The sequence below is a fragment of the Achromobacter mucicolens genome (assembly GCF_902859725.1).
GTDB classification, from domain to species: domain Bacteria; phylum Pseudomonadota; class Gammaproteobacteria; order Burkholderiales; family Burkholderiaceae_B; genus Achromobacter; species Achromobacter mucicolens.
The window spans coordinates 1-24,829 of record NZ_CADIJP010000003.1 but is presented as its reverse complement, the minus strand read 5'-3'; the positions used below and the strand labels follow the sequence as shown (position 1 = coordinate 24,829).

20 protein-coding genes and 1 pseudogene are annotated in these 24,829 nt (G+C 67.7%); 8 read left to right on the top strand and 13 right to left on the bottom strand.

The window, feature by feature from the left end; genetic code table 11:
* Nucleotides 1-5: 5 nt before the first annotated feature.
* The 5 genes from lnt to miaB all read right to left on the bottom strand — a co-directional run bounded on the left by lnt (nt 6) and on the right by miaB (nt 5,616).
* Entirely contained in the window at nt 6-1,634 is a 1,629-nt protein-coding gene (gene lnt / locus HV786_RS03710) for an apolipoprotein N-acyltransferase (RefSeq protein ID WP_175210024.1), read from the bottom strand.
* The gene (locus tag HV786_RS03705; protein ID WP_175210022.1) at nt 1,631-2,521 is read right to left on the bottom strand and encodes an HlyC/CorC family transporter; all 891 of its coding nucleotides are present in this window, start codon (nt 2,519-2,521) and stop codon (nt 1,631-1,633) included. The genes lnt and HV786_RS03705 overlap by 4 nt, the downstream gene beginning before the upstream one ends.
* Nucleotides 2,522-2,676: 155 nt before the next feature.
* The gene (gene ybeY / locus HV786_RS03700) at nt 2,677-3,150 is read right to left on the bottom strand and encodes an rRNA maturation RNase YbeY (RefSeq protein WP_175210013.1); all 474 of its coding nucleotides are present in this window, start codon (nt 3,148-3,150) and stop codon (nt 2,677-2,679) included.
* Entirely contained in the window at nt 3,140-4,165 is a 1,026-nt protein-coding gene (locus tag HV786_RS03695) for a PhoH family protein (protein WP_128827302.1), read from the bottom strand. The genes ybeY and HV786_RS03695 overlap by 11 nt, the downstream gene beginning before the upstream one ends.
* Nucleotides 4,162-5,616, bottom strand: coding sequence for a tRNA (N6-isopentenyl adenosine(37)-C2)-methylthiotransferase MiaB (gene miaB, locus HV786_RS03690; protein WP_128827303.1), 1,455 nt, complete (start codon nt 5,614-5,616; stop codon nt 4,162-4,164). The genes HV786_RS03695 and miaB overlap by 4 nt, the downstream gene beginning before the upstream one ends.
* A gap of 171 nt (nt 5,617-5,787) precedes the next feature.
* Here miaB and HV786_RS03685 point away from each other — a divergent pair, with 171 nt between their 5' ends.
* Nucleotides 5,788-6,555: a phosphatase PAP2 family protein gene (locus HV786_RS03685; protein ID WP_128827304.1), complete on the top strand. Its 768-nt coding sequence runs from the start codon at nt 5,788-5,790 to the stop codon at nt 6,553-6,555.
* 110 nt (nt 6,556-6,665) lie between these two features.
* On the opposite strand, the gene HV786_RS03680 is transcribed toward HV786_RS03685, so the two are convergent.
* The 6 genes from HV786_RS03680 to queA form a co-directional block, all read right to left on the bottom strand.
* Nucleotides 6,666-7,343: a VOC family protein gene (locus HV786_RS03680; protein WP_175210227.1), complete on the bottom strand. Its 678-nt coding sequence runs from the start codon at nt 7,341-7,343 to the stop codon at nt 6,666-6,668.
* A gap of 132 nt (nt 7,344-7,475) precedes the next feature.
* Entirely contained in the window at nt 7,476-8,411 is a 936-nt protein-coding gene (gene secF / locus HV786_RS03675; protein ID WP_056326612.1) for a protein translocase subunit SecF, read from the bottom strand.
* A 54-nt stretch (nt 8,412-8,465) separates the two neighbouring features.
* Entirely contained in the window at nt 8,466-10,346 is a 1,881-nt protein-coding gene (secD, locus tag HV786_RS03670; RefSeq protein ID WP_128827305.1) for a protein translocase subunit SecD, read from the bottom strand.
* Between the two features lie 108 nt (nt 10,347-10,454).
* Complete coding sequence (gene yajC / locus HV786_RS03665) at nt 10,455-10,799, bottom strand: preprotein translocase subunit YajC (RefSeq protein WP_042794815.1); 345 nt, start codon at nt 10,797-10,799, stop codon at nt 10,455-10,457.
* 232 nt (nt 10,800-11,031) lie between these two features.
* Nucleotides 11,032-12,168, bottom strand: coding sequence for a tRNA guanosine(34) transglycosylase Tgt (gene tgt, locus HV786_RS03660; protein ID WP_056326615.1), 1,137 nt, complete (start codon nt 12,166-12,168; stop codon nt 11,032-11,034).
* On the bottom strand, nt 12,165-13,223 hold the full coding sequence (gene queA, locus HV786_RS03655; protein ID WP_175210011.1) for a tRNA preQ1(34) S-adenosylmethionine ribosyltransferase-isomerase QueA: 1,059 nt from the start codon (nt 13,221-13,223) through the stop codon (nt 12,165-12,167). Before queA ends, tgt begins: the two co-directional genes overlap by 4 nt.
* A 203-nt stretch (nt 13,224-13,426) precedes the next feature.
* On the opposite strand from queA, the gene dacB reads away from it, so the two are divergent.
* Together dacB and upp are read left to right on the top strand one after the other, a co-directional pair.
* The gene (dacB, locus tag HV786_RS03650) at nt 13,427-14,875 is read left to right on the top strand and encodes a D-alanyl-D-alanine carboxypeptidase/D-alanyl-D-alanine endopeptidase (protein ID WP_128827306.1); all 1,449 of its coding nucleotides are present in this window, start codon (nt 13,427-13,429) and stop codon (nt 14,873-14,875) included.
* A gap of 122 nt (nt 14,876-14,997) precedes the next feature.
* Entirely contained in the window at nt 14,998-15,633 is a 636-nt protein-coding gene (upp, locus tag HV786_RS03645; RefSeq protein ID WP_056326620.1) for a uracil phosphoribosyltransferase, read from the top strand.
* A gap of 79 nt (nt 15,634-15,712) precedes the next feature.
* Here upp and cysG read toward each other — a convergent pair whose 3' ends face one another.
* Together cysG and HV786_RS03635 are read right to left on the bottom strand one after the other, a co-directional pair.
* A complete protein-coding gene (gene cysG, locus HV786_RS03640; RefSeq protein ID WP_175210009.1) occupies nt 15,713-17,122 on the bottom strand; it encodes a siroheme synthase CysG in 1,410 nt (469 codons plus the stop codon).
* Nucleotides 17,123-17,237: 115 nt separating this feature from the next.
* Nucleotides 17,238-17,819, bottom strand: coding sequence for an ANTAR domain-containing response regulator (locus HV786_RS03635; protein ID WP_128830220.1), 582 nt, complete (start codon nt 17,817-17,819; stop codon nt 17,238-17,240).
* 405 nt (nt 17,820-18,224) lie between these two features.
* Here HV786_RS03635 and HV786_RS03630 point away from each other — a divergent pair, with 405 nt between their 5' ends.
* From HV786_RS03630 to HV786_RS03610, 5 genes and pseudogenes are all read left to right on the top strand, one after another.
* Nucleotides 18,225-19,523, top strand: a complete 1,299-nt coding sequence (locus HV786_RS03630; RefSeq protein WP_128827307.1) for a CmpA/NrtA family ABC transporter substrate-binding protein — start codon at nt 18,225-18,227, stop codon at nt 19,521-19,523.
* Nucleotides 19,524-19,549: 26 nt separating this feature from the next.
* Nucleotides 19,550-20,380, top strand: coding sequence for a nitrate ABC transporter permease (gene ntrB / locus HV786_RS03625; RefSeq protein ID WP_056326628.1), 831 nt, complete (start codon nt 19,550-19,552; stop codon nt 20,378-20,380).
* Nucleotides 20,381-20,384: 4 nt separating this feature from the next.
* Complete coding sequence (locus HV786_RS03620) at nt 20,385-21,266, top strand: ABC transporter ATP-binding protein (RefSeq protein ID WP_056326630.1); 882 nt, start codon at nt 20,385-20,387, stop codon at nt 21,264-21,266.
* Between the two features lie 10 nt (nt 21,267-21,276).
* Nucleotides 21,277-22,479, top strand: a pseudogene (locus tag HV786_RS03615) (NAD(P)/FAD-dependent oxidoreductase); the annotation flags it as partial.
* Nucleotides 22,480-22,500: 21 nt separating this feature from the next.
* On the top strand, nt 22,501-24,829 hold a 2,329-nt coding region (locus HV786_RS03610), incomplete at its 3' end, for a molybdopterin oxidoreductase family protein (protein WP_175210003.1).

The following is a 24,829-nucleotide window of genomic DNA, read 5'->3' as shown; positions in this document are numbered from 1 at the left end:
CGGGATCAGCCGCGGCGCGGGCGGCGGGCGCTGCCCACCGCGGCAATGAGGGCCAGGCCGATCAGCGCGAGCGCGGTCTTGTCCCCAAAACGCGCGTAGGGCGTCAGCCCCGTCATGCCTTGGACCGAGACGGGCAGCACGCCCGCCTGCAGCGGCGCGAGCTGCGCGGCAACGTGGCCCTTCGCATCGATAGCCGCGGTGATGCCCGTATTGGTGGCGGTCAGCATCGGACGCGCGGTTTCGATGGTGCGCAGCCGCCCGATCTGCAAGTGTTGGCGCAGCGCCCAGCTGTCGCCGAACCAGCCCAGGTTGCTGACGTTGACCAGGATGGTCGCACCCGGCTCGCCGTTGGGGCCGGGCTGCAAGGCGGGCAGCAGGTCGGGGCCGAAGAGGTCTTCGTAGCAGATGTTGAAGGCGATGTGCTGGCCGCCGACGGCAAAGGGCGTCTGGCGTTCGCCGCCCCGGTCGAAGTCGCCCAGCGGAATGTTGAGCATCTCGACGAACCAGTGAAAGCCGGGCGGCACGTACTCGCCCCACGGCACGAGATGACGTTTGTCGTAGCGCATGGCGGTATTGCCGCCCAGCAGCTGTTCGACCGGCGTGGCGCCGTCAAAGCCGATGACGCTGTTGGTGTAGCGTTCGCGGCCGTCCACGCGGTCGTGCAGCGGCACGCCCATCGCGATGACGGTGTTGCGCTGGCGGGCCAGGTCGCGCCAGACCTCCCAGACCCGCGGATCGAGCTGATCCTGGAAGATGGGCAGCACGGTTTCGGGCAGGATCACCAGTTGCGGCGCGGGCACGCCGGGCGCGGGCGGCATGGCCGTCAGATCGAGGTGGCGCCGCACGCTCTGCTCGAGAAGCGCCGGATCGAATTTCTGGGATTGCCCGATGTTGCCCTGCACGAGGCGCACGTTGAGTGGGTCGCCCACGGGCGCCGACCAGTCGATGCGCGAAAGCGGCCAGCCCGCCCCGGCCAAAGCCAGTGCGATGCCGGCGGCCAGTGCGTGGCGCGGACCCACGCCGGCCTTGCGGGAGGGCTGCCAGAGGCTTGCGGCGGCGGCCGCGACAAAGGCGGCCAGGAACGCCATGCCGTGCACGCCGACGAGCGGCGCCCAGCCCGCGATGGGGCTGTCGACCTGCGCGTAGCCGATGTTCAGCCACGGAAAGCCGGTCAGGAGCACCGCGCGCAGCCATTCGAACGCGGCCCACATCGCGGCCCAGGCCAGTGTGGCGGTCAGGATGCGGGACGGCGCGGCGTCCGGGGCCAGCGGCGCGTAGCGGCGCGCCAGCGCGTTGGCGGTGGCGGGAAACAGGGCCAGGAACGCCGACAGCGCCAGCACGGCGGCAACGGCCAGCGGCGCGGCCAGATCGCCGTAGCGGTGCAGGCTGATGAAGATCCAGTACAGCCCCAGCGCATAGCTGGCGAAGCTGAATAGCCAGCCGCGCAGCCAAGCCTGACGGGCAGACGGGGCGTACAGCGTGACGCGGGCCAGCACCGCCAGCGCGGCGATCTGGGTGAACGCCAGCGCCCATCCGGGCAGCGGGCCGGGGGCAAAGGTCAGGGCGTGGACGGCGCCCGCCAGCACGAGGCCGGCGGCGCCGCGCAGGAGTCGGCTGCGCGCAGTGCTGGTCATGCGTCGTTGGCGGGTGCTGCGGACTGCGGAGCGGCAAGGCGCTTGACGCGTAGCCAGATGGCCCGGCGGGCATCGCCGCGCGCCACTTCCAGGCGCAGGCCTTCGATGTCGGCGTGGTCGCCGCGGCGCGGGATGCGGCCGAGCTGACCGCCCATCCAGCCGCCGACGCTGTCGTACTCGTCGTCGGGCAACTGGCAGCCGAATACTTCATTGAAGTGCGAGATGTCGGTGGCCGCGAGCACGCGCCACTGGTTTTCGCCTTCAGGGAAGATGGAGTCTTCCTCGGTTTCGTCGAACTCGTCTTCGATGTCGCCGACGATCTGTTCCAGCACGTCTTCCATCGTGACCAGCCCGGAAATGCCGCCGTGCTCGTCGATGACGATGGCCTGGTGGTTGCGGCTGGCGCGGAACTCATGCAGCAGCACGTTCAGGCGCTTGGATTCCGGGATGAACACGGCCGGGCGGACCAGCGAGCGCACTTCGATGTTGGGTTCCAGCATGCAGCGCAGCAGATCCTTGGCGAGCAGGATGCCGATGATGTTGTCGCGATCGCCCTCGTAGACGGGGAACCGCGAGTGCGCGGTTTCGATCACCGAGGCCACCAGGTAGGGAATGGGCTGCGTGACATCGAGCAGATCCATGCGCGAGCGCGGGACCATGATGTCGCCGACAGTGCCCTCGGACACGGCTAGCGCGCCCTTGATCATCTTGTACGACTCCGCGTCGAGCAGATCGCGCTCGTGCGCGGCTTCGAGGATGGCCTTGATGCCTTCGCGGTCCTCGGGCTCTCGGCGCACAAGGGAAAGGAGGCGGTCTAGGAGGGATTTGGTGGCGGGTTTGGCAGAGCGAGCGGAAGTCGCTTCGGGAGCAGGGTAAGGGTCAGACATCGTCCGGGAGGACAAGTTATGGAGGAGCCAGCATAACCGATACTGGCCCTTCGTTTGTAATGCCAACCGGGAAAATGGGTGCATTGGGCGCGATCTGCGCCTTGCTGCACGCCATTTTCCGGCAATTTCTCAGGGTTGACCCGAAGCCGCTGCGCTTAGGCCGCGACGTAGGGGTCGGCGATGCCCATTTGCGCGAGGGTGGCGGTTTCCAGGGCTTCCATGCGCTTGGCCTCGCGCGCCTTGATGTGGTCGTAGCCCAGCGAATGCAGCACCCCGTGGATGGTGAGGTGGGCGGCGTGGTCCAGCAATGGCTTGCGCTGCTCGCGGGCCTCGCGCACGAGCACGGGCACGCACATGACGATGTCGCCGCGGGCCACGCCCAGCGGGTCGACGCCGTACTCGAAGGTCAGCACGTTGGTGGCGTAGTCGCGGCCGCGGAAGTCGCGGTTCAGGCGGCGGCCTTCGGCCGCGCCGACCAGCCGCAGGCTGAGTTCGGCGGCCGAGAACGCGACCAGGCCGTCTTCATAGGCGGCGCCCAGCGCGCGTTCGGCCCAGCGGCGCAGGCGCCAGCGGGGCAGGCGGGCTTCCTCGACCCCGTACTGCACGGACAGGGACAGCTCAGGCTTCATCTTCGGCGGCGCGGTCGTAGGCGTCGACGATGCGGGCGACCAGGGGGTGGCGCACGACATCGCGGCTGGTGAACTTGGTGGTGGCGATGCCCTGGACGTCATGCAGCACTTTCACCGCATGCGCCAGCCCGCTGACCTGGCCCCGCGGCAGGTCGACCTGCGACGGGTCGCCGGTGATGACCGCCTTGCTGCCGAAGCCGATCCGCGTGAGAAACATCTTCATCTGCTCGGGCGTCGTGTTCTGCGCCTCGTCCAGGATGACGAAGGCGTGGTTCAGCGTGCGCCCGCGCATATAGGCCAGCGGCGCGATCTCGATGGTCTGCTTCTCGAACAGGCGCTGCACTTTTTCGAAGCCCATCAGGTCGTACAGCGCGTCATACAGCGGGCGCAGGTACGGGTCGACCTTCTGCGCCAGGTCGCCGGGCAGAAAGCCCAGGCGTTCGCCGGCTTCGACGGCGGGGCGGGTCAGCACCAAGCGCTGCACCGTGTCGCGCTCCATGGCGTCGATGGCGCAGGCCACGGCCAGCCAGGTCTTGCCCGTGCCGGCGGGGCCGACGCCGAACGTGATGTCGTGCTTGAGGATGTTGTTCAGGTAGTCGCGCTGGCGCGGCGTGCGCGGACGCAGGTCGCTGCGCTTGGTGCGCAGCGCGATGCCGTCGCTTTCGTCGTCCAGGGGGGGCAGGGCATCGAGTTCCTGGGCCTGCTCCTCCTTGAGTTTGTCCTCCTGGCGGCCCACGCCGATCTCAACCAATCCAAGCTGGATGTCGTCGATGGACAGGGCGCGGTGCACGGCCTGTTCGTGGAACCGGCGCAGGATGCGGCCGGCCAGTTCGGCCCGCTCGCCTTCGATGGTGACGCGGCTGCCGCGGCGCGACAGCTTGACCGTCATGCCGTCGGCAAGCTGCCGCAGGTTTTCGTCCAGGGGGCCGCAGAGGTTGGCCAGGTGGGTGTTGTCGCCGTCCAGGGTGACGATGACGGGCATGCTGCGACGCGCGCGGGAGCGGGGAGTGGTCATTCAGCCTCTTGCGATGTGCGGTCCACGTCGGCAACCCGGGCGCGCAGGGAGTTCGTGTGCGCCTCGGTGATGATGACGTCGACCATTTGTCCGATGAGCCGCGCGGGCGCGGGGAAATTGACGATGCGGTTGTTTTCGGTGCGGCCCATGAGTTCGTTCGGGTCGCGGCGCGAGGGACCTTCCACCAGCAGGCGCTGGCGCGTGCCCACCATGTTGCGGGCAATCGTTGCCGCCTGTTCGTTGATGAGCGCCTGCAGGCGCTGCAGCCGGCGCAGCTTCACGTCCTGGGGCGTGTCGTCCGTCAGGTCGGCGGCGGGCGTGCCCGGGCGGCGCGAGTACACGAACGAGAACGACGTATCGAAGCCGACGTCCTCGATCAGCTTGAGCGTCTTTTCGAAGTCTTCCTCGGTCTCGCCGGGAAAGCCCACGATGAAGTCGGAGGACAGCGTGAGATTCGGGCGGGCGGCGCGCAGACGGCGCACGACGGACTTGAATTCCAGCGTGGTGTAGCCGCGCTTCATGCTGGCCAGCACGCGGTCGCTGCCGGCTTGCACCGGCAGGTGAAGGAACGAGACCAGCTTGGGCAGGCGGGCGTAGGCGTCCACCATGCGCTGGGTCATTTCCTTGGGGTGAGAGGTCGTGTAGCGAATGCGCTCGATGCCGGGGATCTCGTGCACGTATTCCAGCAGCATCGCAAAGTCTGCGATCTCGTCGGAATCGGTCATGCGGCCGCGGTAAGCGTTCACGTTCTGGCCCAGCAACGTCACTTCCTTGACGCCCTGGTCGGCCAGGTCGGCCACTTCGATCAGCACGTCGTCGAACGGGCGCGAGACCTCTTCGCCGCGCGTGTAAGGCACGACGCAGAAGCTGCAGTACTTGCTACAGCCTTCCATGATGGACACGAAAGCCGTGGCGCCTTCGACGCGCGGCGGCGGCATGTTGTCGAATTTCTCGATCTCGGGAAAGCTGATGTCGACCTGCGAGCGGCCTTCGTCGCGGCGGCGCTTGATCAGGTCGGGCAGGCGGTGCAGCGTCTGCGGGCCGAACACCACGTCGACGTACGGCGCGCGCTTGACGATGGCCTCGCCTTCCTGGCTGGCCACGCAGCCGCCCACGCCGATGACCAGGTTCGGATTGGTCTTCTTCAGGTGCTGCACGCGGCCCAGGTCAGAAAACACCTTTTCCTGCGCCTTTTCGCGCACCGAACAGGTGTTGAACAGGATGACGTCGGCCTCTTCGGGGTTGTCGGTCAGTTCGAGCCCGCCCTGGTCCTCGCGCAGCACGTCTGCCATCTTGTCCGAGTCGTACTCGTTCATCTGGCAGCCGAAGGTGCGGATGTACAGCTTGCGGGGGGAGCCGGCGCCGGGAATGGCCGAAGGCAGGACGGGGGAGCCGCCGTCGCGGGTTTCGCCGGGGACATTGCCCGCGCGCTTGAGAGAAGTTTCTTGCATGATGGTCGCCGTGACGGGTGTAGATCCCGGGGGCTGGGAAGAGGGGAAAGGCGGAATTTTAACCCTTGCCCAAAAATTGTTTCTTGGTCGGGCGCGCGTTGGCCGTTACGATAGCGGTCCGAGCGCCGGGTGGCGCCGGCAATATCTCCTTTTTTTGCTCGTGCGGAACCGATGAATTCCAATCGCCTCACGCCTGCGGCAGCCACTCCGTCCCTCGATGGCGGCGCCGGTTCCGTCGTCCAGGACGAATACCGAAATCCCTATCCCACGTCCGTGTGGGCGCTGCTGGCAGGCGCACTGGCGCTGGCCGCGGCTGCCTGCGCGCTGTGGGTCGACCTGCCGCTCGCGATCTGGATTCAGCAATCGGTGTCGGCTGGCGTGGACCAGTCGTTTGAATGGGTGGGCGAGCTGGGTGAAAGCGGCCATTACATCGTCATGGCGCTGGCGTTCTACGTGATCGGTCTGGTGGGTCTGGCGCGCGGATGGCGCAATCCGCTGCGCGTCAGCTATGCCGCCATGGCGCGCGGCAGCCTGCTGATGCTGTCGACGATGGCGGTGGGCGGGCTGGTGGTGCTGGTGCTCAAGCGCACCGTGGCCCGCGCGCGCCCCGAGCTGTATTTCGAACAGGGCATCTACGGCCTGGGCGAATCGTTTTCCCGCGCCCAGCAGTTCAATTCCTTTCCTTCCAGCCACACCTACGCCGCCTTTGCCGTGGCGGTGGTGCTGGGCATCCTGGCGCCCCGCTGGCGTTGGATTTTCCTGTTGCTGGCGGCGCTGGTCGCGATCAGCCGTCTGGTGAACCTGGATCACTATCTGTCGGACGTGATGACGGCCGCCGGCATCGCCGTGCTGGTCGGCCACTATCTGGCCCCCCGGGTGCTCGGCAGCAAGTACCAATGGCCGCTGCGCGCCCCGTGGCGCTGGTGGAAGAAGGCCTGAGGCAGGGCTTGGGAAGCAGACAAGGCCGCGGAATTCGCGGCCTTTTTTTCGTCCGGTGACGGGGGCCGGGGACGCAATGCCGGTTTAAAACGGGGGCCGGCGCGTGAGTGTCAGGCCAGCACTTTGACCCCGGACGGCGTTTCGATCTGCGCGCGCAGGCGAGGCGGGCCGTCGGCCTGCTCGACGTCGATCAGGCTGTCCGCGCCCATCCAGGCCAACCCCTGGCGCAGCAGCGAGGCGCGCGGATGGCAGCCGGTCAAGCGGAGCAAGCGCAGCGGCTGGCGCGGCAGGGTCGCACCGGGCGGATTCTCGACGTCCCATTGGATCAGCGTGGGCAGCAGGCCTTCGCCGGCTTGGTAGCCGGCCTCGCGCCACGCCGGCAGGCTGCCGTCTTCCGGCACGGTCAGGCGCCAGCGCAGGTCGCCGCGCGTCATGGCGATGGCGGGCGGCAGCCGGTCCGGGTGCTCGGCCTGCATGCGCGTCAGGTCCAGCGGCGCCTCGACGCGCGCGGCCCAGTGCGCCAGGAACGGCCCCTGTTCGAGACGCGCGCGCACGTCGCCCTGGTCCAGCCCGAACCAGCGGGGGCGCTCCGGCGCCGGCGCGTCGGGATCGATCGCGATGACTTCCAGATACACGCCATCCGCCATGCCCAGCACCCGGTTATGGGTGCCCATGCGCGGATGCGCGCCGCCGCCCTGCGGCGCGATGCCCAGCAGTCCGGCGACATATTCGGTACCGCTGGCGAGGTCCGCGGCGGCGATGACGAGGTGGTCGATGGTGAGTTTCATGAGGGGCATGGTAACGAATCTGTGGAATTCCATGCTCGAAGACTGAAAAGGGAACCGCTCGGAACCGTCTCTGTCGCCCCAAAAGAAAAACCCGTCGCAAGCGACGGGTTTTGCATGTCAGCAGGCTGGCAATCAGGCGACTTCGCCTTCCTCGCCTTCCTTCTTGACCGGCTTGATCAGGTCTTCGCGCTTGACGCCCATCCACATGGCCAGCGCGGCGGCGACGAACACCGACGAGTAGATGCCGAACCAGATGCCGATGGTCAGGGCCATGGCGAAGTAGTGCAGGGTGGGGCCGCCGAAGAAGAGCATGGCCAGCACCATCATCTGGGTCGAACCGTGGGTGATGATGGTCCGCGAGATGGTCTGGGTGATGGCGCTGTTGATGACTTCGTGCACGTCCGCCTTGCGGTACTTGCGGAAGTTTTCGCGGATCCGGTCCATGATGACCACGGATTCGTTCACGGAGTAGCCCAGCACGGCCAGCACGCCGGCCAGCACCGCCAGCGAGAACTCCCACTGGAAGAACGCGAAGAAGCCCAGGATGATGACCACGTCGTGCAGGTTGGCGATCACGCCGGCCACCGCGAACTTCCATTCGAAGCGGAAGCCCAGGTAGACCATGATGCCGATCACCACGACCAGCAGCGCCATGAGGCCGTTGTGCAGCAGTTCCTGGCCAACCTGCGGGCCCACGAATTCGACGCGGCGCAATTCCACGCCCGAATCGGCGGCCTTCAGCGCGGCCATGACGGTTTCGCTTTGCGTGGCGGACGTCTGGCCTTCCTGCAGGGGCAGACGGATCATGACGTCATGCGACGTGCCGAAGTTCTGGACCTGGAAGTCGGTGTAGCCCAGCTTGGATACCACGCCGCGCACGTTTTCAAGCTGCGCCGTCTGGGCGTAGTTGACTTCCATGACCGTGCCGCCGGTGAACTCGATCGACAGGTGAAAGCCGCGCGTGACGATGAAAAAGACCGCCAGCAGGAAGGTGACGAGACTGATGATGTTCAGCACCAGGGCATGGCGCATGAACGGGATGGTGCGGTGAATCCGGAAAAATTCCATTTTTCGCCTTCGGTTCTTTTCTGTGGCGGACTGCCGGGGCCGTCCGCCCTATTTTCAGTTTGCCTTCGGCTTCCAGACTTCGCCGATGGAGATCGAGGTGAGCTTCTTCTTGCGGCCGTAGTACAGATTGGCCAGCGCGCGAACGCCCACGACCGACGAGAACATCGAGGTCAGGATGCCCAGGCAGTGAACCACCGCGAAGCCCCGGATCGGGCCCGAACCGAACGCCAGCAGCGCCAGACCCACGATCAGCGTGGTGAGGTTCGAGTCGAGAATGGTGCCCCACGCGCGTTCGAAACCGTGATGGATGGCCTGCTGGGGTGTGGCCCCCGCACGCAGTTCTTCGCGTATGCGCTCGTTGATCAGCACGTTCGAGTCAATGGCCATGCCCAGTGTCAGCGCAATGGCCGCGATGCCGGGCAGCGTCAGCGTGGCCTGCAGCATGGACAGGAGCGCCAGCAGCAGCAGCACGTTGAGCGTCAGGCCGATCGTGGAGAACACGCCGAACAGGTGGTAGTAGATGATGATGAACGCGGCGATCGCCAGGAAGCCGTACAGCGTCGAGTAGAAGCCCTTGGAAATGTTGTCGGCGCCAAGGCTCGGGCCGATGGTGCGTTCCTCGATGATGGACATCGGCGCGGCCAGCGCGCCGGCGCGCAGCAACAGGGCGGTGTCGGCGGCTTCCTCGGAGGTCATGCTGCCCGAGATCTGCACCTGGCCGCCCGCGATTTCGCCGCGGATGACGGGCGCGGTGACCACTTCGCCCTTGCCGTTTTCGAACAGCAGGATGGCCATGCGCTTGTTGATGTTGTCGCGGGTGACGTCGCGGAAGATGCGGGCGCCCTTGGAGTCCAGCGTCAGGTGGACAGCGGCCTGCTGGGTCTGCGAATCGCGGCCGGGCTGGGCGTCCTGCAGGTTTTCACCGGTCAGGATGACCTGGCGGCGGACCAGGATGGGACGGCCGTCACGGTCGTTGTAGCGTTCCAGACCAAACGGGACGCTGCCGCCCAGCAACGCGGCTTGCGCGGCGGGGGAGTCGTCGACCATGCGGATTTCCAGCGTGGCGGTGCGGCCGAGCAGTTCCTTGGCCTTGGCCACGTCCTGCACGCCGGGCAACTGCACCACGATGCGGTCCGAACCCTGCTGCTGGATGACCGGTTCGGCCACGCCCAGCTCGTTGATGCGGTTGTGCAGCGTGTTGATGTTCTGCTTGAGCGCGGAATCCTGCACGCGGGTGACGGCGGCCGGGTTCAGGGCGGCCATCAGCAGCTGCTTGCCGTTTTCTTCGCGTTCGGTGAATTCCAGGTCGGGCAGGCGCGAGCGCAGCGTCGAGATGGCGCGGTCGCGGTCGTCGGAATTGGCGAAGGTGGCGGCAATGCCCATGCCGGAGCGTTCGACGCCGGCCACGGGGATCTTCTGGTCGCGCAGCACCGAGCGCACGTCGGCGGCCAGGGAATCATAGCGGGCGGTCAGGGCGCCTTGCATGTCGACCTGCAGCAGGAAGTGCACGCCGCCGCGCAGGTCCAGGCCCAGGTACATGGGCTTGGGAGCGAACCAGCCCAGCGCGCGCATCCAGGGCGGCGAGGCGGGCAAGAGGTTCAGCGCCACGGTGTAGTGCGGGTCGCCGGGAACGGTGTTGAGCGATTTTTCGATCAGGTCGCGGGCCTGCAGCTGCACGTCGGTCGACGGGAAGCGGGCGCGAACCGTGCCGAGCGTGCCGTTCAGTTCGAAATAGGCGCCGTCGTTGGGAATCTTGGCATCGGCCAGGATCTGTTCCACGCGCGCCAACACGGTCGTGTCGACCTTGACCGTGGCCTTGGCGCTGGACACCTGGACGGCGGGGGACTCGCCGTAGAAATTGGGCAGCGTGTACAGCAGGCCAATGAGGACCGCGACCAGGACCGTAATGTACTTCCAGAGGGGATAGCGGTTCATTGCCGGCTACTTCATTGAAAGAGATGAAAGGGCCGCCCGGGCGAAACGCGGCGGGCGGCGGTAGGCGCCTTCTAGGACAAGAGCCCCGTTGGGGCTCTTCTGGGACGCTTACAGGGCCTTGATGGTTCCCTTGGGCAGGACGGTCGACACCGACGACTTCTGCATGATGACTTCGACGGGCTTGTCGGCCAGTTCGGAGACTTCGACGGTGACGTAGCTGTCGTTGACCTTGGTGACCTTGCCGAGCAGGCCGCCGGCGGTGACGACTTCGTCGCCCTTGGCCAGGGCCGCGATCAGGTTGCGGTGTTCCTTCTGGCGCTTCATCTGCGGACGGATCATCAGGAAGTAGAGGATCACGAACATCAGGATGATGGGCAGCATGCCCATCAGCGCATTGCCTTCGGGAGCGGCAGCCTGGGCCACGACGAGGCTGGCGGTATCGATAACGGACATTGAATTCTCCTGCGTTTGAGTCTGTTTGGGTTTATCGCTATGTTTTTGATGCGCCCATCCCCGCGCGAGCCATGGATAGGGCAAGCCGACTATTGTATATAGGTTATCGCCAGCCTTTAACTAGGGCGTCATCCCAGGCGCCAGGCGGCGGTCGCCTGCAACGGCGGCGTGCCTGGTCAAATGGGGGCGAAACCCGCCGGAAAAAGCCCCCGGCGGCGGCTTTTTTACCGGACTACTCCACGCCGCGGGCACGGTCCGCGGCGAACTGGGCGCGCCAGGCGTCAAAACGGCCTTCTGCAATGGCCTCGCGCATTTCCTTCATGATAGTCAGATAGAAGTGCAGGTTGTGCAGGGTGTTCAGGCGCGCGCCGGTGATTTCGTTGGCGCGCTGCAGATGGTGCAGGTAGGCGCGCGAGAAATTGCCGCAGGTGTGGCAACTGCAGCTCGGGTCCAGCGGACGGGTATCGTCGCGATACTTGGCGTTGCGGATCTTGACGTCGCCAAAGCGCGTGAACAGCCAGCCGTTGCGCGCATTGCGGGTCGGCATCACGCAGTCGAACATGTCGACGCCGCGGCTCACGCCCTCGACGAGGTCTTCGGGGGTGCCGACGCCCATCAGGTAACGCGGCGCCTGCGCGGGCAGCTTGGGCGTGACATGCGCCAGGATGCGCATCATGTCTTCCTTGGGCTCGCCCACCGACAGCCCGCCGATCGCGTAGCCGTGAAAGCCGATTTCCTGCAGTCCGGCCAGGGATTCGTCGCGCAGCGACTCGTACATGCCGCCCTGCACGATGCCAAAGAGCGCATTCGGGTTGCCCAGGCGGTCGAATTCGTCGCGCGAGCGGCGCGCCCAGCGCAGCGACATGCGCATCGAGCGGGCGGCCTCTTCGACGGTGGCGGGGCGGCCGTCGATTTCATAGGGCGTGCACTCGTCGAACACCATGACGATGTCGGAGTTGAGCGAGCGCTGGATGCGCATCGATTCTTCGGGTGTGAGGAACAGGCGCGCGCCGTCGATGGGAGAGGCGAACTTGACGCCTTCCTCGGTGATCTTGCGCATGCCCTGCAGGCTGAACACCTGGAAGCCGCCCGAGTCGGTCAGGATGGGCTTGTCCCACTGCATGAAGCCATGCAGGCCGCCATGCTTTTCCATGATTTCGGTGCCCGGGCGCAGCCACAGGTGGAAAGTGTTGCCCAGCACGATCTGCGAGCCGATTTCCTTGAGCTCGTGCGGCATCATCGCCTTGACGCTGCCGTAGGTGCCCACCGGCATGAAGATGGGGGTCTCGACCACGCCGTGGTTCAGCGTGATGCGGCCGCGGCGGGCGCCGCCGTCGGTGGCGAGCAGTTCGAAGTTGAGTCCGGTCATGAGGCAGGGGTTTCGATGAACATGGCGTCGCCATAGCTGAAAAAGCGGTAGCGCGCGGCGACGGCGTGGGCGTAGGCGCGGCGGATGGGCTCGACGCCGGCCAGCGCCGACACCAGCATCAGCAGGGTCGACTGGGGCAGATGGAAGTTGGTGACCAGCGCGTCCACCACACGGTACGCGTAGCCCGGGGTGATGAACAGGCGCGTGTCGCCCTGGGCGGTGGCCAGCGGGACGCCGGGGGCGGTGCGGCCCTCGGTCTGCGCGGCGGCCGATTCCAGCGCGCGCACGCTGGTGGTGCCGACGGCGATCACGCGTCCGCCCTGGGCGCGGGCCGCGGCAATGGCGTCCACGGTGGCCTGGGGCACCGTGAACCATTCCGCGTGCATGACGTGGTCGGCCAGGTTGTCCACGCGCACTGGCTGGAAGGTGCCGGCGCCCACGTGCAGCGTGACGAAGGCGCGGGCCACGCCCAGCCCGGCCAGGCGATCCAGCGTGGGCTGGTCAAAGTGCAGGCCGGCCGTGGGCGCGGCGACCGCGCCGGGTTCGCGCGCGTAGACCGTCTGGTAGCGGTCGTCGTCGCCCGCGTCCGCCGCATGCGTGATGTAGGGCGGCAGCGGCGTGGCGCCGTGCGCGTCCAGCAGGTCGAGCACGGGGCCCGGAAAGCGGATGTCGAAGAGTTCGCCCTCGCGGCCCAGCACGGTGGCCTCGAATGCGTCGGCCAGGCGCAGGACCATGCCGGGGCCCGGCGACTTGCTGGCGCGCACGTGCGCCAGGACGCGGTCGGGTTCGGTGATGCGTTCGACCAGCACCTCGATCTTGCCGCCGGTGATCTTGTGGCCGGGCAGGCGCGCCTTGATGACGCGGGTGTCGTTGAACACCAGCAGGTCGTTCGGACGCAGCAGGGAGGTCAGGTCGGCGAACTGGCGGTCATGGAGCTGGCTGGCGGCATCCAGGTGCAGCAGGCGGCTGCCCGTGCGCTGGGCGGCGGGCGTCTGCGCGATGAGCTCGGGCGGCAGTTCGTAGTCGAAATCGGAAACGGTGAAGGACTGGGTCACGCGGATATCGGGATGAGTGGGGCCCGTCTGGCGGGCTTGGGGCAACCCGCTATTGTAAAGGGGACGGTTAATAGGGGCGGAACAGCGGCTTGCGCAGTTAAATGCGTCTGCTCCGGCGCTCGGGGCGGGCTCGCGCCGCCCGCAACCCGTCCAGGTTTTGTATGCTCTCGGTTTTGCTGGACGAGCAACCGGGTGGGCGTGCAATGACGGGACAAGTGATCAGGCGGGTGGGCGGACTGAAGCAATGGCTGGCCGGCGGTGTCCTGGCCCTGGCCGCGCACGCCGCCTTTGCGCAGGTTCCGGGATTGCCCCCCGACGTGGTCAAGGCCTGGAAGGCGAGCAAGCTGCCGGAAAGTTCGCTGTCGCTGGTGGTCCAGGAGGTCGGCGGCCCGCGGCTCGTGGCGCTCAACGCGAAGGAAGCCCGCAATCCGGCCTCGGTGATGAAACTGGTCACGACCTGGGCGGCGCTGTCCGAGCTGGGTCCCAATTACGTCTGGCGCACCGAATTCATGACGGCGCCCGGCGCGCGTCCCGACGCCAAGGGCGTGCTGGCCGGGCCGCTGTACCTGCGGGCCGGAGGCGATCCCCAATTCCTGATGCAGGACCTGTGGACGCTGCTGCGCGAACTGCGGCTGCGCGGGGTCAAGCAGATCAACGATCTCGTGATCGACCGCAGCATCTTCGGCCAGGTCACGACCGACCCGGGCGCGTTCGACGGCGCGCCCGACCGGGCTTACAACGCCAGCCCGGACGCGCTGATGGTGGGCTTTGGCGCGCTGCGGCTGCTGTTCACGCCGGACCCGGTCGCCAACAAATGGGTGCCGCTGATCGATCCGCCGCTGCCCGGCCTGAAGATCGAAGGCCAGGTCGAATGGAGCGACGTGCGCTGTCCCGGCCCGCCGGTGGTCACGACCGACCCCCTAATTACCCAGCAGGGCGTCACCATCCGCGTCAACGGCAAGGTGGCCGGTTCCTGCGGCGAGTTCAGCCTGTATCGCCTGGCGCTGTCCCAGCCCGAATACGCCACCGAAGTCTTCCGCATGCTCTGGAAGGAGCTGGGCGGCACGTTCAAGGGACAGGTCCGGTCCGGCATGGTGCCGGCCGACGCGGTGGTGCTGGCCTCGCACGACTCGCCCACGCTGGCCGAGGCGATCCGCCTGATCAACAAGCGCAGCAACAACGTCATGGCGCGCACCCTGCTGCTGACGCTGGGCGCCGAGCGGGGCCGCCGTCCGGCCACCGTCGGCAGCAGCGAGGAAGTGGCCAAGCAGCTCCTGGCCAAGCAGGGGCTGGACATGCCGGAACTGGTCATCGACAACGGCGCCGGCCTGTCGCGCGACGCCCGCGTGTCGGCGGACAGCCTGGCGTCGATGCTGACCGTGGCCTGGAATTCGCCGGTGATGCCGGAATACATTTCGTCCTTCGCCATCGCCGGCGTGGACGGCACGGTGCGCCGCCGCCTGAAGGGCAACGGCACGCTCGGCATGGCCCACCTGAAGACCGGCTCGCTGCGCGACGTGCGCTCGATCGCCGGTTACGTGCTGGGCGCCAGCGGCAAGCGCTACGTGGTCGTCAGCATCGTGAACCACGAGCAGGCAGGCGCCGTCCGCGCCTTTGACGACGCCCTCATTTCCTGGCTCGCCGAACAATAGCCAAAACGATTACGATCCTCTCGTGTGGCTCGCGAGCGGGCGGCGCAGGTGCGCTGCGCCGCGCCGGGTCCGCCTGAGGCCAAAAGCATTCTGACCAACAAATACTCTGGAGAGTTACGCACATGCCCGTGCACGAAATCCGCCATCCGCTGATCCGCCACAAGCTCGGGATCATGCGGCGCGCCGACCTCAGTACCAAGAGCTTCCGTGAACTGTCGCAGGAAGTGGGCGCGCTGCTGACGTACGAAGCGTCCAAGGACCTGCCGCTGGCGCCCGCCACGGTCGAGGGCTGGTGCGGTCAGGTCGAAGTCGAGAAGATCGCCGGCAAGAAGGTCACCGTGGTGCCCATCCTGCGCGCCGGCATCGGCATGCTGGACGGCGTGCTGAGCCTGATCCCGGGCGCCAAGGTCAGCGTCGTGGGCGTGGCTCGCAATGAAGAGACGCTGGAAGCCCACACCTATCTGGAACGCCTGGTGGGCGAACTCGACCAGCGCCTGGCGCTGATCGTCGATCCCATGCTGGCCACGGGCGGTTCGATGGTTGCCGCCATCGATCTGCTCAAGCGCGCCGGCTGCAAGGAGATCCGCGCGCTGGTGCTGGTGGCGGCGCCCGTGGGCATCGACGCGGTGCTCAACAAGCACCCGGACGTGCATATCTACACGGCGTCCATCGACGAGGGTCTGAATGAGCACGGCTACATCATGCCGGGCCTGGGCGACGCCGGCGACCGCATCTTCGGCACGCAGCAAAAGGGCTGAAGACCCATCCGGCCGCGCCCGCCAGGGATGTCGGCCGTGAAGAACCGGCGCCGCGCCGATGCCGCGCCGGACAGCGGTTCTAGGCTGTCAGCGCCTGCTGTCCGAGATGCTGGCCAAACCAGTGCAATTGGGGCGCCAGGCCGGCGACCTCGCCCACGATTAGCAGGGCGGGAGAGCGGACGGCATGGTCGCGGGCCAGTTCCGGCAGTTGCGCGAGCCGTCCCGACACCACGCGCTGTTCGGGCCGGCTGCCGTTCTCGATCAGCGCGAACGGCGTGCCGGGCGAGCGGCCGTGGCGCAGCAGGCGCTGCGTCAGCAGATCAAGCTGGCCCACCCCCATATAGAACGCCAAGGTTTGCTTTTCGCGCGCCAGCGCGGGCCAATCCAGGTTGTCTTCGTCTTCGCGGCAATGCGCGGTGATGAGGCGTACCGATTGGGCGTGTTCGCGGTGCGTCAGCGGAATGCCGGCATAGGCCGCACAGGCCAGCGCCGCGGTGATGCCCGGCACCACCTCATAGCGCACGCCATGCGCGCGCAAAAACTCCAGTTCCTCGCCGCCGCGGCCAAAAATGAAGGCGTCGCCGCCCTTGAGCCGCACCACGCGGAGGCCCGCCTGCGCGTACTCCACCAGCAGACCATGAATGCGCGCCTGCGTGGCGTGGTGGTTTTCGCCGGGCAGCTTGCCCACCGGCACGCGTTCGGCGTCGCGCCGGGCCAGCGACATGACTTCGTCGCTGACCAGGCGGTCGTAAAGAATGACATCGGCTTCGTTCAGCGCGCGCAAGGCCTTGAGCGTCAAGAGGCCCGGATCGCCCGGCCCCGCGCCCACCAGCACGACGCTGCCCTCGGCGGGCGCAATCGGCGCGGCCAACGCGTCAGCCAGCGCGGCCTCGGCCTGCGCCGGCTGCTGCTGGCGCAGAAAGCCCGCCACCGGGCCGTCCAGCAGCCAGTCGTAGAAGCGGCGGCGCGCGCCCAGGTCGGGGTGGCTGGCGCGAATGCGCTTGCGGTAGACGGCGGCCAGACCGGCCAGCTGGCCCAGCGTGTGGTCAAACAGCGACTCGATGCGTTCGCGGATGCGGCGCGCCAGCACGGGCGCCACGCCCGACGACGAAATGGCGACGATGACGGGGGAGCGGTCGACGATGGACGGCACCTGGAAGGACGACAGTTCAGGGTCGTCCACCACGTTGCTGAAAATACGGCGCGCCTCGGCGGCCTCGGACACCGCGGCGTTGACCGACCGATCGTCGGTGGCGGCCACCACCAGCCAGACGTCTTGCAGCCAATCGGGGTTGAACGTTCCGGGCAGGTGGCGCACGCGGCCCTCGGACACAAGCGCAGCCAGCGCGGGCGTCAGTGCCGGCGCGCCCACGACCACGTTTGCGCTGGCTTCCAGCAGGGCCAGGGTCTTGCGCTCGGCGACCGCGCCGCCGCCAACAACGAGTACCAGCCGGTCTGTCAGATCGGCAAAAATCGGGAAAAGCTTCATGTATGCCAGCCTCGGGCGCACCCGGCTCAATGTGGGTCGATGATAGGGACGGGCTCTCATCCCCACAACTTTTGATTTCTTTATTTCATATAGCCATAAATTATTTGGCGGCCCGTCAGGCGCTGCCCAGCCATTGGCTCATCTCGACGACCTCGCGGGCGACCTCGCCCAGCCGCTTCTGGCTCTGCATGGCGCGCTCGCGCAGCAGCCGGTGGGCCTCGTCCTCGGTCACGGCGCGCGTCTTCATCAGGATACCCTTGGCTTTTTCCACCCACTGCCGGTCCGCCAGCCGCAGTTGGGCCTCTCGCAGTTCCTCGCGCCGGGTTTTTTCCATGGCGAAGCGCTCGATCGCCACGGTCAGCAGGGGTTCGATGCGGGCGGCCGGGACGTCGCCGACCACGTAGGCGGCAACGCCTGCGCGCAAGGCCGTGCGGATGGTCTCGCGATTGCCGTCGTCGGTGAACATCACGACCGGGCGGTCGCTGTGCGAACTGGCCACACAGATGTTCTCCAGCGTGTCACGGCCGGGGGCGTCGCTGTCGATCAGCACCACGTCGGCGGCGGACTGCGCGATGCTGGCGGCCAGGTCCGTGCCGGGCGCCACTTCGGCCACGACGTGTATGCCCGCCGCGGCAAGCGTTTGCCGCAGCGACGCCGCGCGTCCCTCGCCATCGTTGAGCAGCATGACCTTCAACATGAAACACCCCCTGTGTCCGGATTGATGCAAGTTCCATGCCATCGTTGCCGCGCGCGGCGCGGGGGGCGCGCGCACGACGGCGGGGCGTGCGCCGCACAGCGATGGTGCGCTGCGGCATCGACCTGCGCACCAATATGGCTCCGCCCCTGATTCGGCCGGGCCTGGCCGGGCCGGCACGAGGCGGCCGCATCGCCAGCGCTGGCGCGGGTTGCGGCGCGGTTTGCGCAAAGCGCCAAAAATCTGGCACGGCGATTGCTTGAGTGAAGTCGGGGCGGCCAACGGCGGTCGCCCGACGCAACGCGCCGCATCACGCGGCCAGGGACAACGACGTTCCGCTGCGCCACTGGATAGAGATCCGTGGCGCGCGGAACGTTTTTTTTTGCCGCCACCCGCAAGGAGCCTCGCATGACGCCTATGACCCGCAGTCCCTCGACCGACGCCGCCCGCGCCGACATGACCGCCAATGCCGGCCGCCGCAAATGGCTCAGCGGCACGGCGCGCGCGGTGGCTGGCGCCGGTCTGCTTTCATTGGTCGACCCGCTGGTGCGCGCCGGCGCATGGGCGGCGGGCACCGACGCGCCGGAAAAGACCGAGGTGAAGATCGGCTTCATCCCGCTGACCGACTGCGCATCGGTCGTGATGGCGTCGGTGCTGGGCATCGACAAGAAATACGGCGTCAAGATCACGCCATCCAAGGAAGCCTCGTGGGCCGCCGTGCGCGACAAGCTCATGAACGGCGAGCTGGACATGGCGCACGTGCTGTATGGCCTGGTCTACGGCGTGCACATGGGCATCGGCGGACCGAAGAAGGACATGGCCGTGCTGATGAGCCTGAACCAGAACGGCCAGGCCATCACCCTATCGAACAAACTGCTGGAAGCCGGGGCGCGCGACGGCGAATCGCTCGCCAAGCTGATGGCCGCGGACAAGCGCGAATACACGTTCGCGCAGACCTTTCCGACCGGCACGCACGCCATGTGGCTGTATTACTGGCTGGCCGCGCATGGCATCAATCCCATGAAGGACGCCAAGGTGATCACCGTGCCGCCGCCGCAGATGGTGGCCAACATGCGGGTGGGCAACATGGATGGCTACTGCGTGGGCGAGCCGTGGGGCGCGCGCGCCATCATGGACAAGATCGGCTTCACCACGGTGACGTCGCAGGGCATCTGGACGGACCATCCCGAGAAGGTCCTGGGCGCCAGCGCCGACTTCGTAAACCGCAACCCGAACACCGCGCGCGCCGTCACGGCCGCGATCCTGGAAGCCGGCAAGTGGATCGACGCGTCGCCCGAAAACCGCCGCAAGACGGCCGAGACCATCGCCGCCAAGTCCTACGTCAACACGGACGCCAGCGGCATCGTGGACCGCATGCTGGGGCAGTACGACGACGGCCTGGGCAAGAAGTGGTCGGACGCGCACGCCATGCGCTTTTACGCCGACGGCGCCGCCAACTTTCCGTACCTGAGCGACGGCATGTGGTTCCTGACGCAGCACAAGCGCTGGGGCTTGCTCAAGGAGCACCCGGACTACCAGGCGATCGCCGCGCAGATCAACCGCATCGACCTCTACAAGCAGGCCGCGCAGGCCGCAGGCGTGGCGCTGCCTGCCAGCGAAACGCGCACCTCCACGCTGATCGACGGCGTGGTCTGGGACGGCAGTAATCCCGCGGCGTATGCCGACGGTTTCAAGGTCAAGGCCTGACGGCCGCTACGAGAAGGGGACTGGCGATGTCTACCGTAACGATGACAAGCCGCGGCAGCGAATTTGCCGCGCTGTGGCGGGAACGCCTGGAATCGGCGTTGAAGGCCGTGGTGGGGCCGGTTGCCGGCTTTGCGCTCTTTGTGCTGGTCTGGCAGGTGGTGGCGATGCGCATCCCGGAGATTCCGACGCCCGGGGTCACGTGGCATGCCGCCGTGGAATTGTTCGCCGATCCGTTCTATGACAACGGTCCGAACGACAAGGGCATCGGCTGGAACCTGCTGGCCTCGCTGGAACGCGTGGCGGCGGGATTCGGGCTGGCGGCGCTGGTCGGCATCCCCGTGGGCTTTGCAATTGGCCGCTACGCCGCGGTGCGCGCGATGTTCTCGCCCATCGTCAGCCTCTTGCGGCCGGTGTCGCCGCTGGCGTGGCTGCCGCTCGGGCTGCTGCTGTTCAAGGCGGCCAATCCGGCCGCGATCTGGGCCATCTTCATCTGTTCGATCTGGCCGATGATCATCAACACCGCGGTGGGCGTGTCGCGCGTGCCGCAGGATTACCTGAACGTGGCGCGCGTCCTGAACCTGTCCGAATGGAAGGTCACGACCAAGGTGCTCTTGCCCGCGGTGTTGCCCTACATGCTGACCGGCGTGCGGCTGTCCATCGGCACCGCATGGCTGGTGATCGTGGCCGCCGAGATGCTGACGGGCGGCACCGGGATCGGCTTCTGGTTGTGGGACGAGTGGAACAACCTGAAGGTCGAGCACATCGTCATCGCCATTTTCGTGATCGGCATCGTGGGGCTGCTGCTGGAGACCCTGCTGGTCGCGCTGGCCCGCCGTTTCACCTACACCGAGGAATAGCGCCATGAAGAAATTCGTACGCATCGAGCGCGTGGGACAGACCTTTGACACCCGCAAGGGCGCCTTCGTGGCGCTGCGCGACATCGACCTGACGGTCGAGCAGGGCGAGTTCATCACGCTGATCGGCCACTCCGGCTGCGGCAAGTCCACCTTGCTCAACCTGATCGCGGGTCTGACCCGGCCGACGAGCGGCGTGCTGCTGTGCGCCGAACGCGAAATCACTGGCCCGGGTCCGGACCGCGCGGTGGTGTTCCAGAACCATTCGCTGCTGCCGTGGCTGACGTGTTTTCAGAACGTGCACCTGGCGGTCGAGCGGGTGTTCGGCGCCACGGAAAAGCGCGCCCAGCTGGCCGAGCGCACGCGCGCCGCCCTGGACCTGGTGGGCCTGCTGCCGGCGCAGAACAAGCTGCCGCGCGAGATCTCGGGCGGCATGAAGCAGCGCGTGGGCATCGCGCGCGCGCTGGCGATCGAGCCTGGCGTGCTGCTGATGGACGAGCCGTTCGGCGCGCTGGATGCGCTGACGCGCGCGCATCTGCAGGACGAGCTGCTCAAGATCGTGGCCAAGACGCGCACGACCACCATCATGGTCACGCACGATGTGGACGAGGCCGTGCTGCTGTCGGACCGCATCGTCATGCTGACCAATGGACCGGCCGCGACGATCGGCGAGATCCTGCCGGTGCCGCTGCCCCGGCCGCGCGACCGCGTCCGGCTGGCCAACGATCCGACGTACCTGGCGTGCCGCGCGGGCGTGGTGGACTTCCTGCATCGCCGGCACGGCAATCCCGAGCGTTCCCAGGCCGCGGTCCAGGCCAACGCCGCGCTTGCCGTCGTGCCCGCGCCCTTGCAGGAAGCCGGCGCAGCAGCGGCGCGCGCCGCCGCGTAAGGGGGCGGTCATGCAAGCCAGGCAGAAGCTGGTCGTGGTCGGCAATGGCATGGCCGGCATCCGGACCGTGGAGGAGCTGCTCAAGCTCGCGCCCGATCTTTACGACATCACGGTGTTCGGCGCCGAGCCCCACACCAACTACAACCGCATCCTGCTGTCGCCGGTGCTGACGGGCGAGCGCACGCTGCAGGACATCGTGCTGAACGACGAGGCTTGGTATGCCAGCCACGGCATCCGCCTGCGGCGCCAGTGCACGGTGACCGGCATCGACCGCGCGCGGCGGATGGTCGTGGCCGGCGACGGCACGCGCACGCCATACGACCGGCTGTTGCTGGCGACCGGATCCAAGCCTTTCATCCTGCCGGTGCCGGGTCACGACCTGGCGGGCGTGGTGGCGTTTCGCGACATTGGCGACGTCAACCTGATGATCGACGCCGCCTCGCGATACCGCCACGCCGTGGTGATCGGGGGCGGATTGCTGGGGCTTGAGGCCGCCAACGGTCTGGCGGCGCGTGGCATGGCCGTGTCGGTGGTGCATCTGGGTGCGGCGTTGCTGGACCGGCAACTGGACGGGGAGGCCGCCGCGCTGCTGCGCGAAAGCCTGGAGGCCCGTGGCCTGAAGTTCCTGCTTCAGCACCAGACCGAGGCGATCCTCGGCGGGCCGGACGGGCGCGTGCGCGCGGTGCGCTTCGCGGACGGCTCCGAAGTCCCCGCCGACCTGGTGGTGATGGCGGCGGGCGTGCGGCCCAACACCGAGCTGGCGCAACGCTGCGGCCTGCATGTGGATCGCGGCGTCGTGGTCAGCGACACCTTGCAGACGTTTGACCCCCGCATCTACGCGGTGGGTGAATGCGTCAGCCATCGCGGCACGGCATACGGCCTGGTGGCGCCGCTTTTCGAGCAGGCCAAGGTCGCGGCCAATCACCTTGCGCAGCATGGCATCGGCCGATACGAAGGCAGTGTCACGTCGACCAAGCTCAAGGTCACCGGCATCGACCTGTTTTCCGCAGGCGACTTCGCGGGCGGCGCGCAGACCGAGACCATCACGCTGGCCGACATGCCGGGCGGCGTCTACAAGAAACTGGTGATCCAGAACGACCGGCTGGTGGGCGCCTGCCTGTACGGCGATACGGCGGACAGCGCCTGGTACATGCGGCTCATCCGTGAAGGAGCCGGCATCGGCGTGCTGCGCGAGCAGCTCATGCTCGGCGAAGGCGCGGCAAGGGAGTAGGACATGGACACGCCGATGATGGCGCGACGGATTGAAATCGTCAGTGAGGCGGCGCATGAGGTCGCGTCCATCTGCTGCTATTGCGGCACGGGCTGTGGGGTGCGCGTGCAGGTGCGCGGCGGCGCGGTGGCGGGCGTGCGCGGCGACGACTCGCATCCGGCGAATCGCGGGCGCCTCTGCAGCAAGGGCCTGGCGCTTGCCGACACCGTGCGGCGCGATGGCGCGCGCGTGCTGTCGGCGCAATGGCGCGAAGCCCGTGGCGAGCCGCTGCGGGATATCGGGCTGACGTCCGCGCTGGACATGGCCGCGGACCGGCTGGCCGAGGCGATCGCCAAGCACGGGCCCGATTCGGTGGGCTTTTATCTGTCGGGCCAGTTGCTGACGGAAGACTACGCGGTCTTCAACAAGCTGGCGCGCGCGCTGGCGGGCACCAACAACATCGACACCAACTCCCGGCTCTGCATGTCGAGCGCGGTGTCGGGGTACAAGCGCACGCTGGGCGCGGACGCGCCGCCCGCCTGCTATGAAGACCTGGAGCTGGCCGACACGGTGCTGATCGCCGGGTCCAACATGGCCTACGCGCATCCGGTGCTGTTCCGGCGGCTGGAAGCCGCACGCGCGCAGCGCCCGGACATGAAGGTGATCGTGGCCGATCCGCGCCGCACGGACACGGCCGCGTTTGCCGACCTGCATCTGCCGATTGCGCCGGGGTCGGACGTGGCGCTCTTTAATGCCATGCTGCACGTGATGCTGCGCGAAGGCTTGGCCGACGAGGACTACATCGCGCGTCATACCGAGGGCTTCGAGGCGCTGCGGGCGCGCGTGCGGACGGTCACGCCCGAGGCGGCGCAGCGCATCTGCGGCGTGCCGGCAGACGACATCGTCCAGGCCGCGCGCTGGTTCGGCAAGGCGAGCGCGGCGTTGTCGCTGTACACGATGGGCTTGAACCAGTCGGTCGCGGGCACCGACAAGAATGCTGCGCTGATTCACCTGCATCTGGCCACGGGGCAGATCGGGCGTCCCGGCGCGGGGCCGTTTTCGCTGACCGGACAGCCCAATGCCATGGGCGGCCGAGAGGCCGGCGGCATGGCGACGCTGCTGCCGGGCCACCGTGATCCGGCGTCCGCCGCGCACCGCGCCGAGGTCGCGCGGCTGTGGGGCGTGGACAGCCTGCCCGACGCGCCGGGCGCCACGGCGCTCGATATGTTCGACGCCGTGGCGGACGGGCGCATCAAGGTCCTGTGGATCGCCGCGACCAACCCGGCGCAGTCGCTGCCCGACCAGGCGCGCGTGCGGGCCGCGTTGGCGCGCGCCGAGTTCGTGATCGTGCAGGAGGCGTATGCCGGCACCGAGACGCTGGCCCATGCCGACCTGGTGTTGCCGGCGGCGACCTGGCCCGAGAAGTCCGGCACCGTGACCAATTCCGAGCGGCGCGTCAGCCGGGTCCGCGCGGCGATCGCGCCGCCCGGCGACGCGCAGCCGGATTGGCGGCTGGCGCAGTCGGTCGCCGTCCGGCTGGCCGCGCGCATTGCGCCGCACAAGGCGGGTCTTTTCGCCTATTGCGATGAAAGCAAGGTCTTTGCCGAACACGCGCGCATGACGGCCGGCCGGGACCTGGACTACAGCGCGCTGGACTACGCCGCGCTGGAAGAGGGCGGACCGCAGCAATGGCCGTATCGCGCCGGGCAGGGCACGCCGCGGCTCTATGCAGACGGCATCTTTCCCACGGCGAGCGGCCGGGCCCGATTCTGCGACGTGTCGTGGCGGCCGACGGCCGAAGCGGTCTCGGAAGACTATCCGCTGCAGCTCACAACCGGCCGGTTGCGCGATCACTGGCACACCATGGCGCGCACCTCGCTTGCCCGGGCGCTGATCCAGCACGTCGAGGAGCCCTGGGTGTCGCTGCATCCGGACGACATGCGCCGCCTTGGCCTTGCGGCCGGCGACCTGGCCCGGCTGGACTCGCGGCGCGGCGGCCTGGTGCTGCCGGTGCAGGCGGACGACACGCTGCGGCCGGGGCACGCTTTTGTGCCGATGCACTGGGGCAGCGCCTTCATGGCCGGGTTGGGCGTGAACGCCCTGACCAATCCGGCGTCCGATCCCATCTCGCGCCAGCCGGAGCTCAAGTTCACGGCATTGCGCGCGGAACCGGCCGGGCTTGCGTGGCAGGCCGCGGCCTGGCGGCAGGGCGACGCCGTGGCGTTGCGGGCCCGGCTTGCGCCGTGGCTGCGCCGTTTCGACTACGCCGTCTTGCTGCCGGCCGGCGCCGGGGGCGTGCGGCTGCGGCTGGCGAGCCGCGTCGCGCCGGATGCCGCCGTGCTGCATGAGCTGG

Bases quoted from the DNA above. Each gene is read 5' to 3' on its own strand.
- cysG (WP_175210009.1), bottom strand. From the start codon at position 17,122: ATGAAGCTTTTCCCGATTTTTGCCGATCTGACAGACCGGCTGGTACTC.
- HV786_RS03680 (WP_175210227.1), bottom strand. From the start codon at position 7,343: ATGAAACTCACCATCGACCACCTCGTCATCGCCGCCGCGGACCTCGCC.
- ybeY (WP_175210013.1), bottom strand. From the start codon at position 3,150: ATGAAGCCTGAGCTGTCCCTGTCCGTGCAGTACGGGGTCGAGGAAGCC.
- secF (WP_056326612.1), bottom strand. From the start codon at position 8,411: ATGGAATTTTTCCGGATTCACCGCACCATCCCGTTCATGCGCCATGCC.
- HV786_RS03630 (WP_128827307.1), top strand. From the start codon at position 18,225: ATGACGCCTATGACCCGCAGTCCCTCGACCGACGCCGCCCGCGCCGAC.
- lnt (WP_175210024.1), bottom strand. From the start codon at position 1,634: ATGACCAGCACTGCGCGCAGCCGACTCCTGCGCGGCGCCGCCGGCCTC.
- upp (WP_056326620.1), top strand. From the start codon at position 14,998: ATGCCCGTGCACGAAATCCGCCATCCGCTGATCCGCCACAAGCTCGGG.
- HV786_RS03620 (WP_056326630.1), top strand. From the start codon at position 20,385: ATGAAGAAATTCGTACGCATCGAGCGCGTGGGACAGACCTTTGACACC.
- dacB (WP_128827306.1), top strand. From the start codon at position 13,427: ATGACGGGACAAGTGATCAGGCGGGTGGGCGGACTGAAGCAATGGCTG.
- tgt (WP_056326615.1), bottom strand. From the start codon at position 12,168: ATGACCGGACTCAACTTCGAACTGCTCGCCACCGACGGCGGCGCCCGC.
- HV786_RS03705 (WP_175210022.1), bottom strand. From the start codon at position 2,521: ATGTCTGACCCTTACCCTGCTCCCGAAGCGACTTCCGCTCGCTCTGCC.
- HV786_RS03635 (WP_128830220.1), bottom strand. From the start codon at position 17,819: ATGTTGAAGGTCATGCTGCTCAACGATGGCGAGGGACGCGCGGCGTCG.
- ntrB (WP_056326628.1), top strand. From the start codon at position 19,550: ATGTCTACCGTAACGATGACAAGCCGCGGCAGCGAATTTGCCGCGCTG.
- HV786_RS03695 (WP_128827302.1), bottom strand. From the start codon at position 4,165: ATGACCACTCCCCGCTCCCGCGCGCGTCGCAGCATGCCCGTCATCGTC.
- secD (WP_128827305.1), bottom strand. From the start codon at position 10,346: ATGAACCGCTATCCCCTCTGGAAGTACATTACGGTCCTGGTCGCGGTC.
- HV786_RS03685 (WP_128827304.1), top strand. From the start codon at position 5,788: ATGAATTCCAATCGCCTCACGCCTGCGGCAGCCACTCCGTCCCTCGAT.
- yajC (WP_042794815.1), bottom strand. From the start codon at position 10,799: ATGTCCGTTATCGATACCGCCAGCCTCGTCGTGGCCCAGGCTGCCGCT.
- miaB (WP_128827303.1), bottom strand. From the start codon at position 5,616: ATGCAAGAAACTTCTCTCAAGCGCGCGGGCAATGTCCCCGGCGAAACC.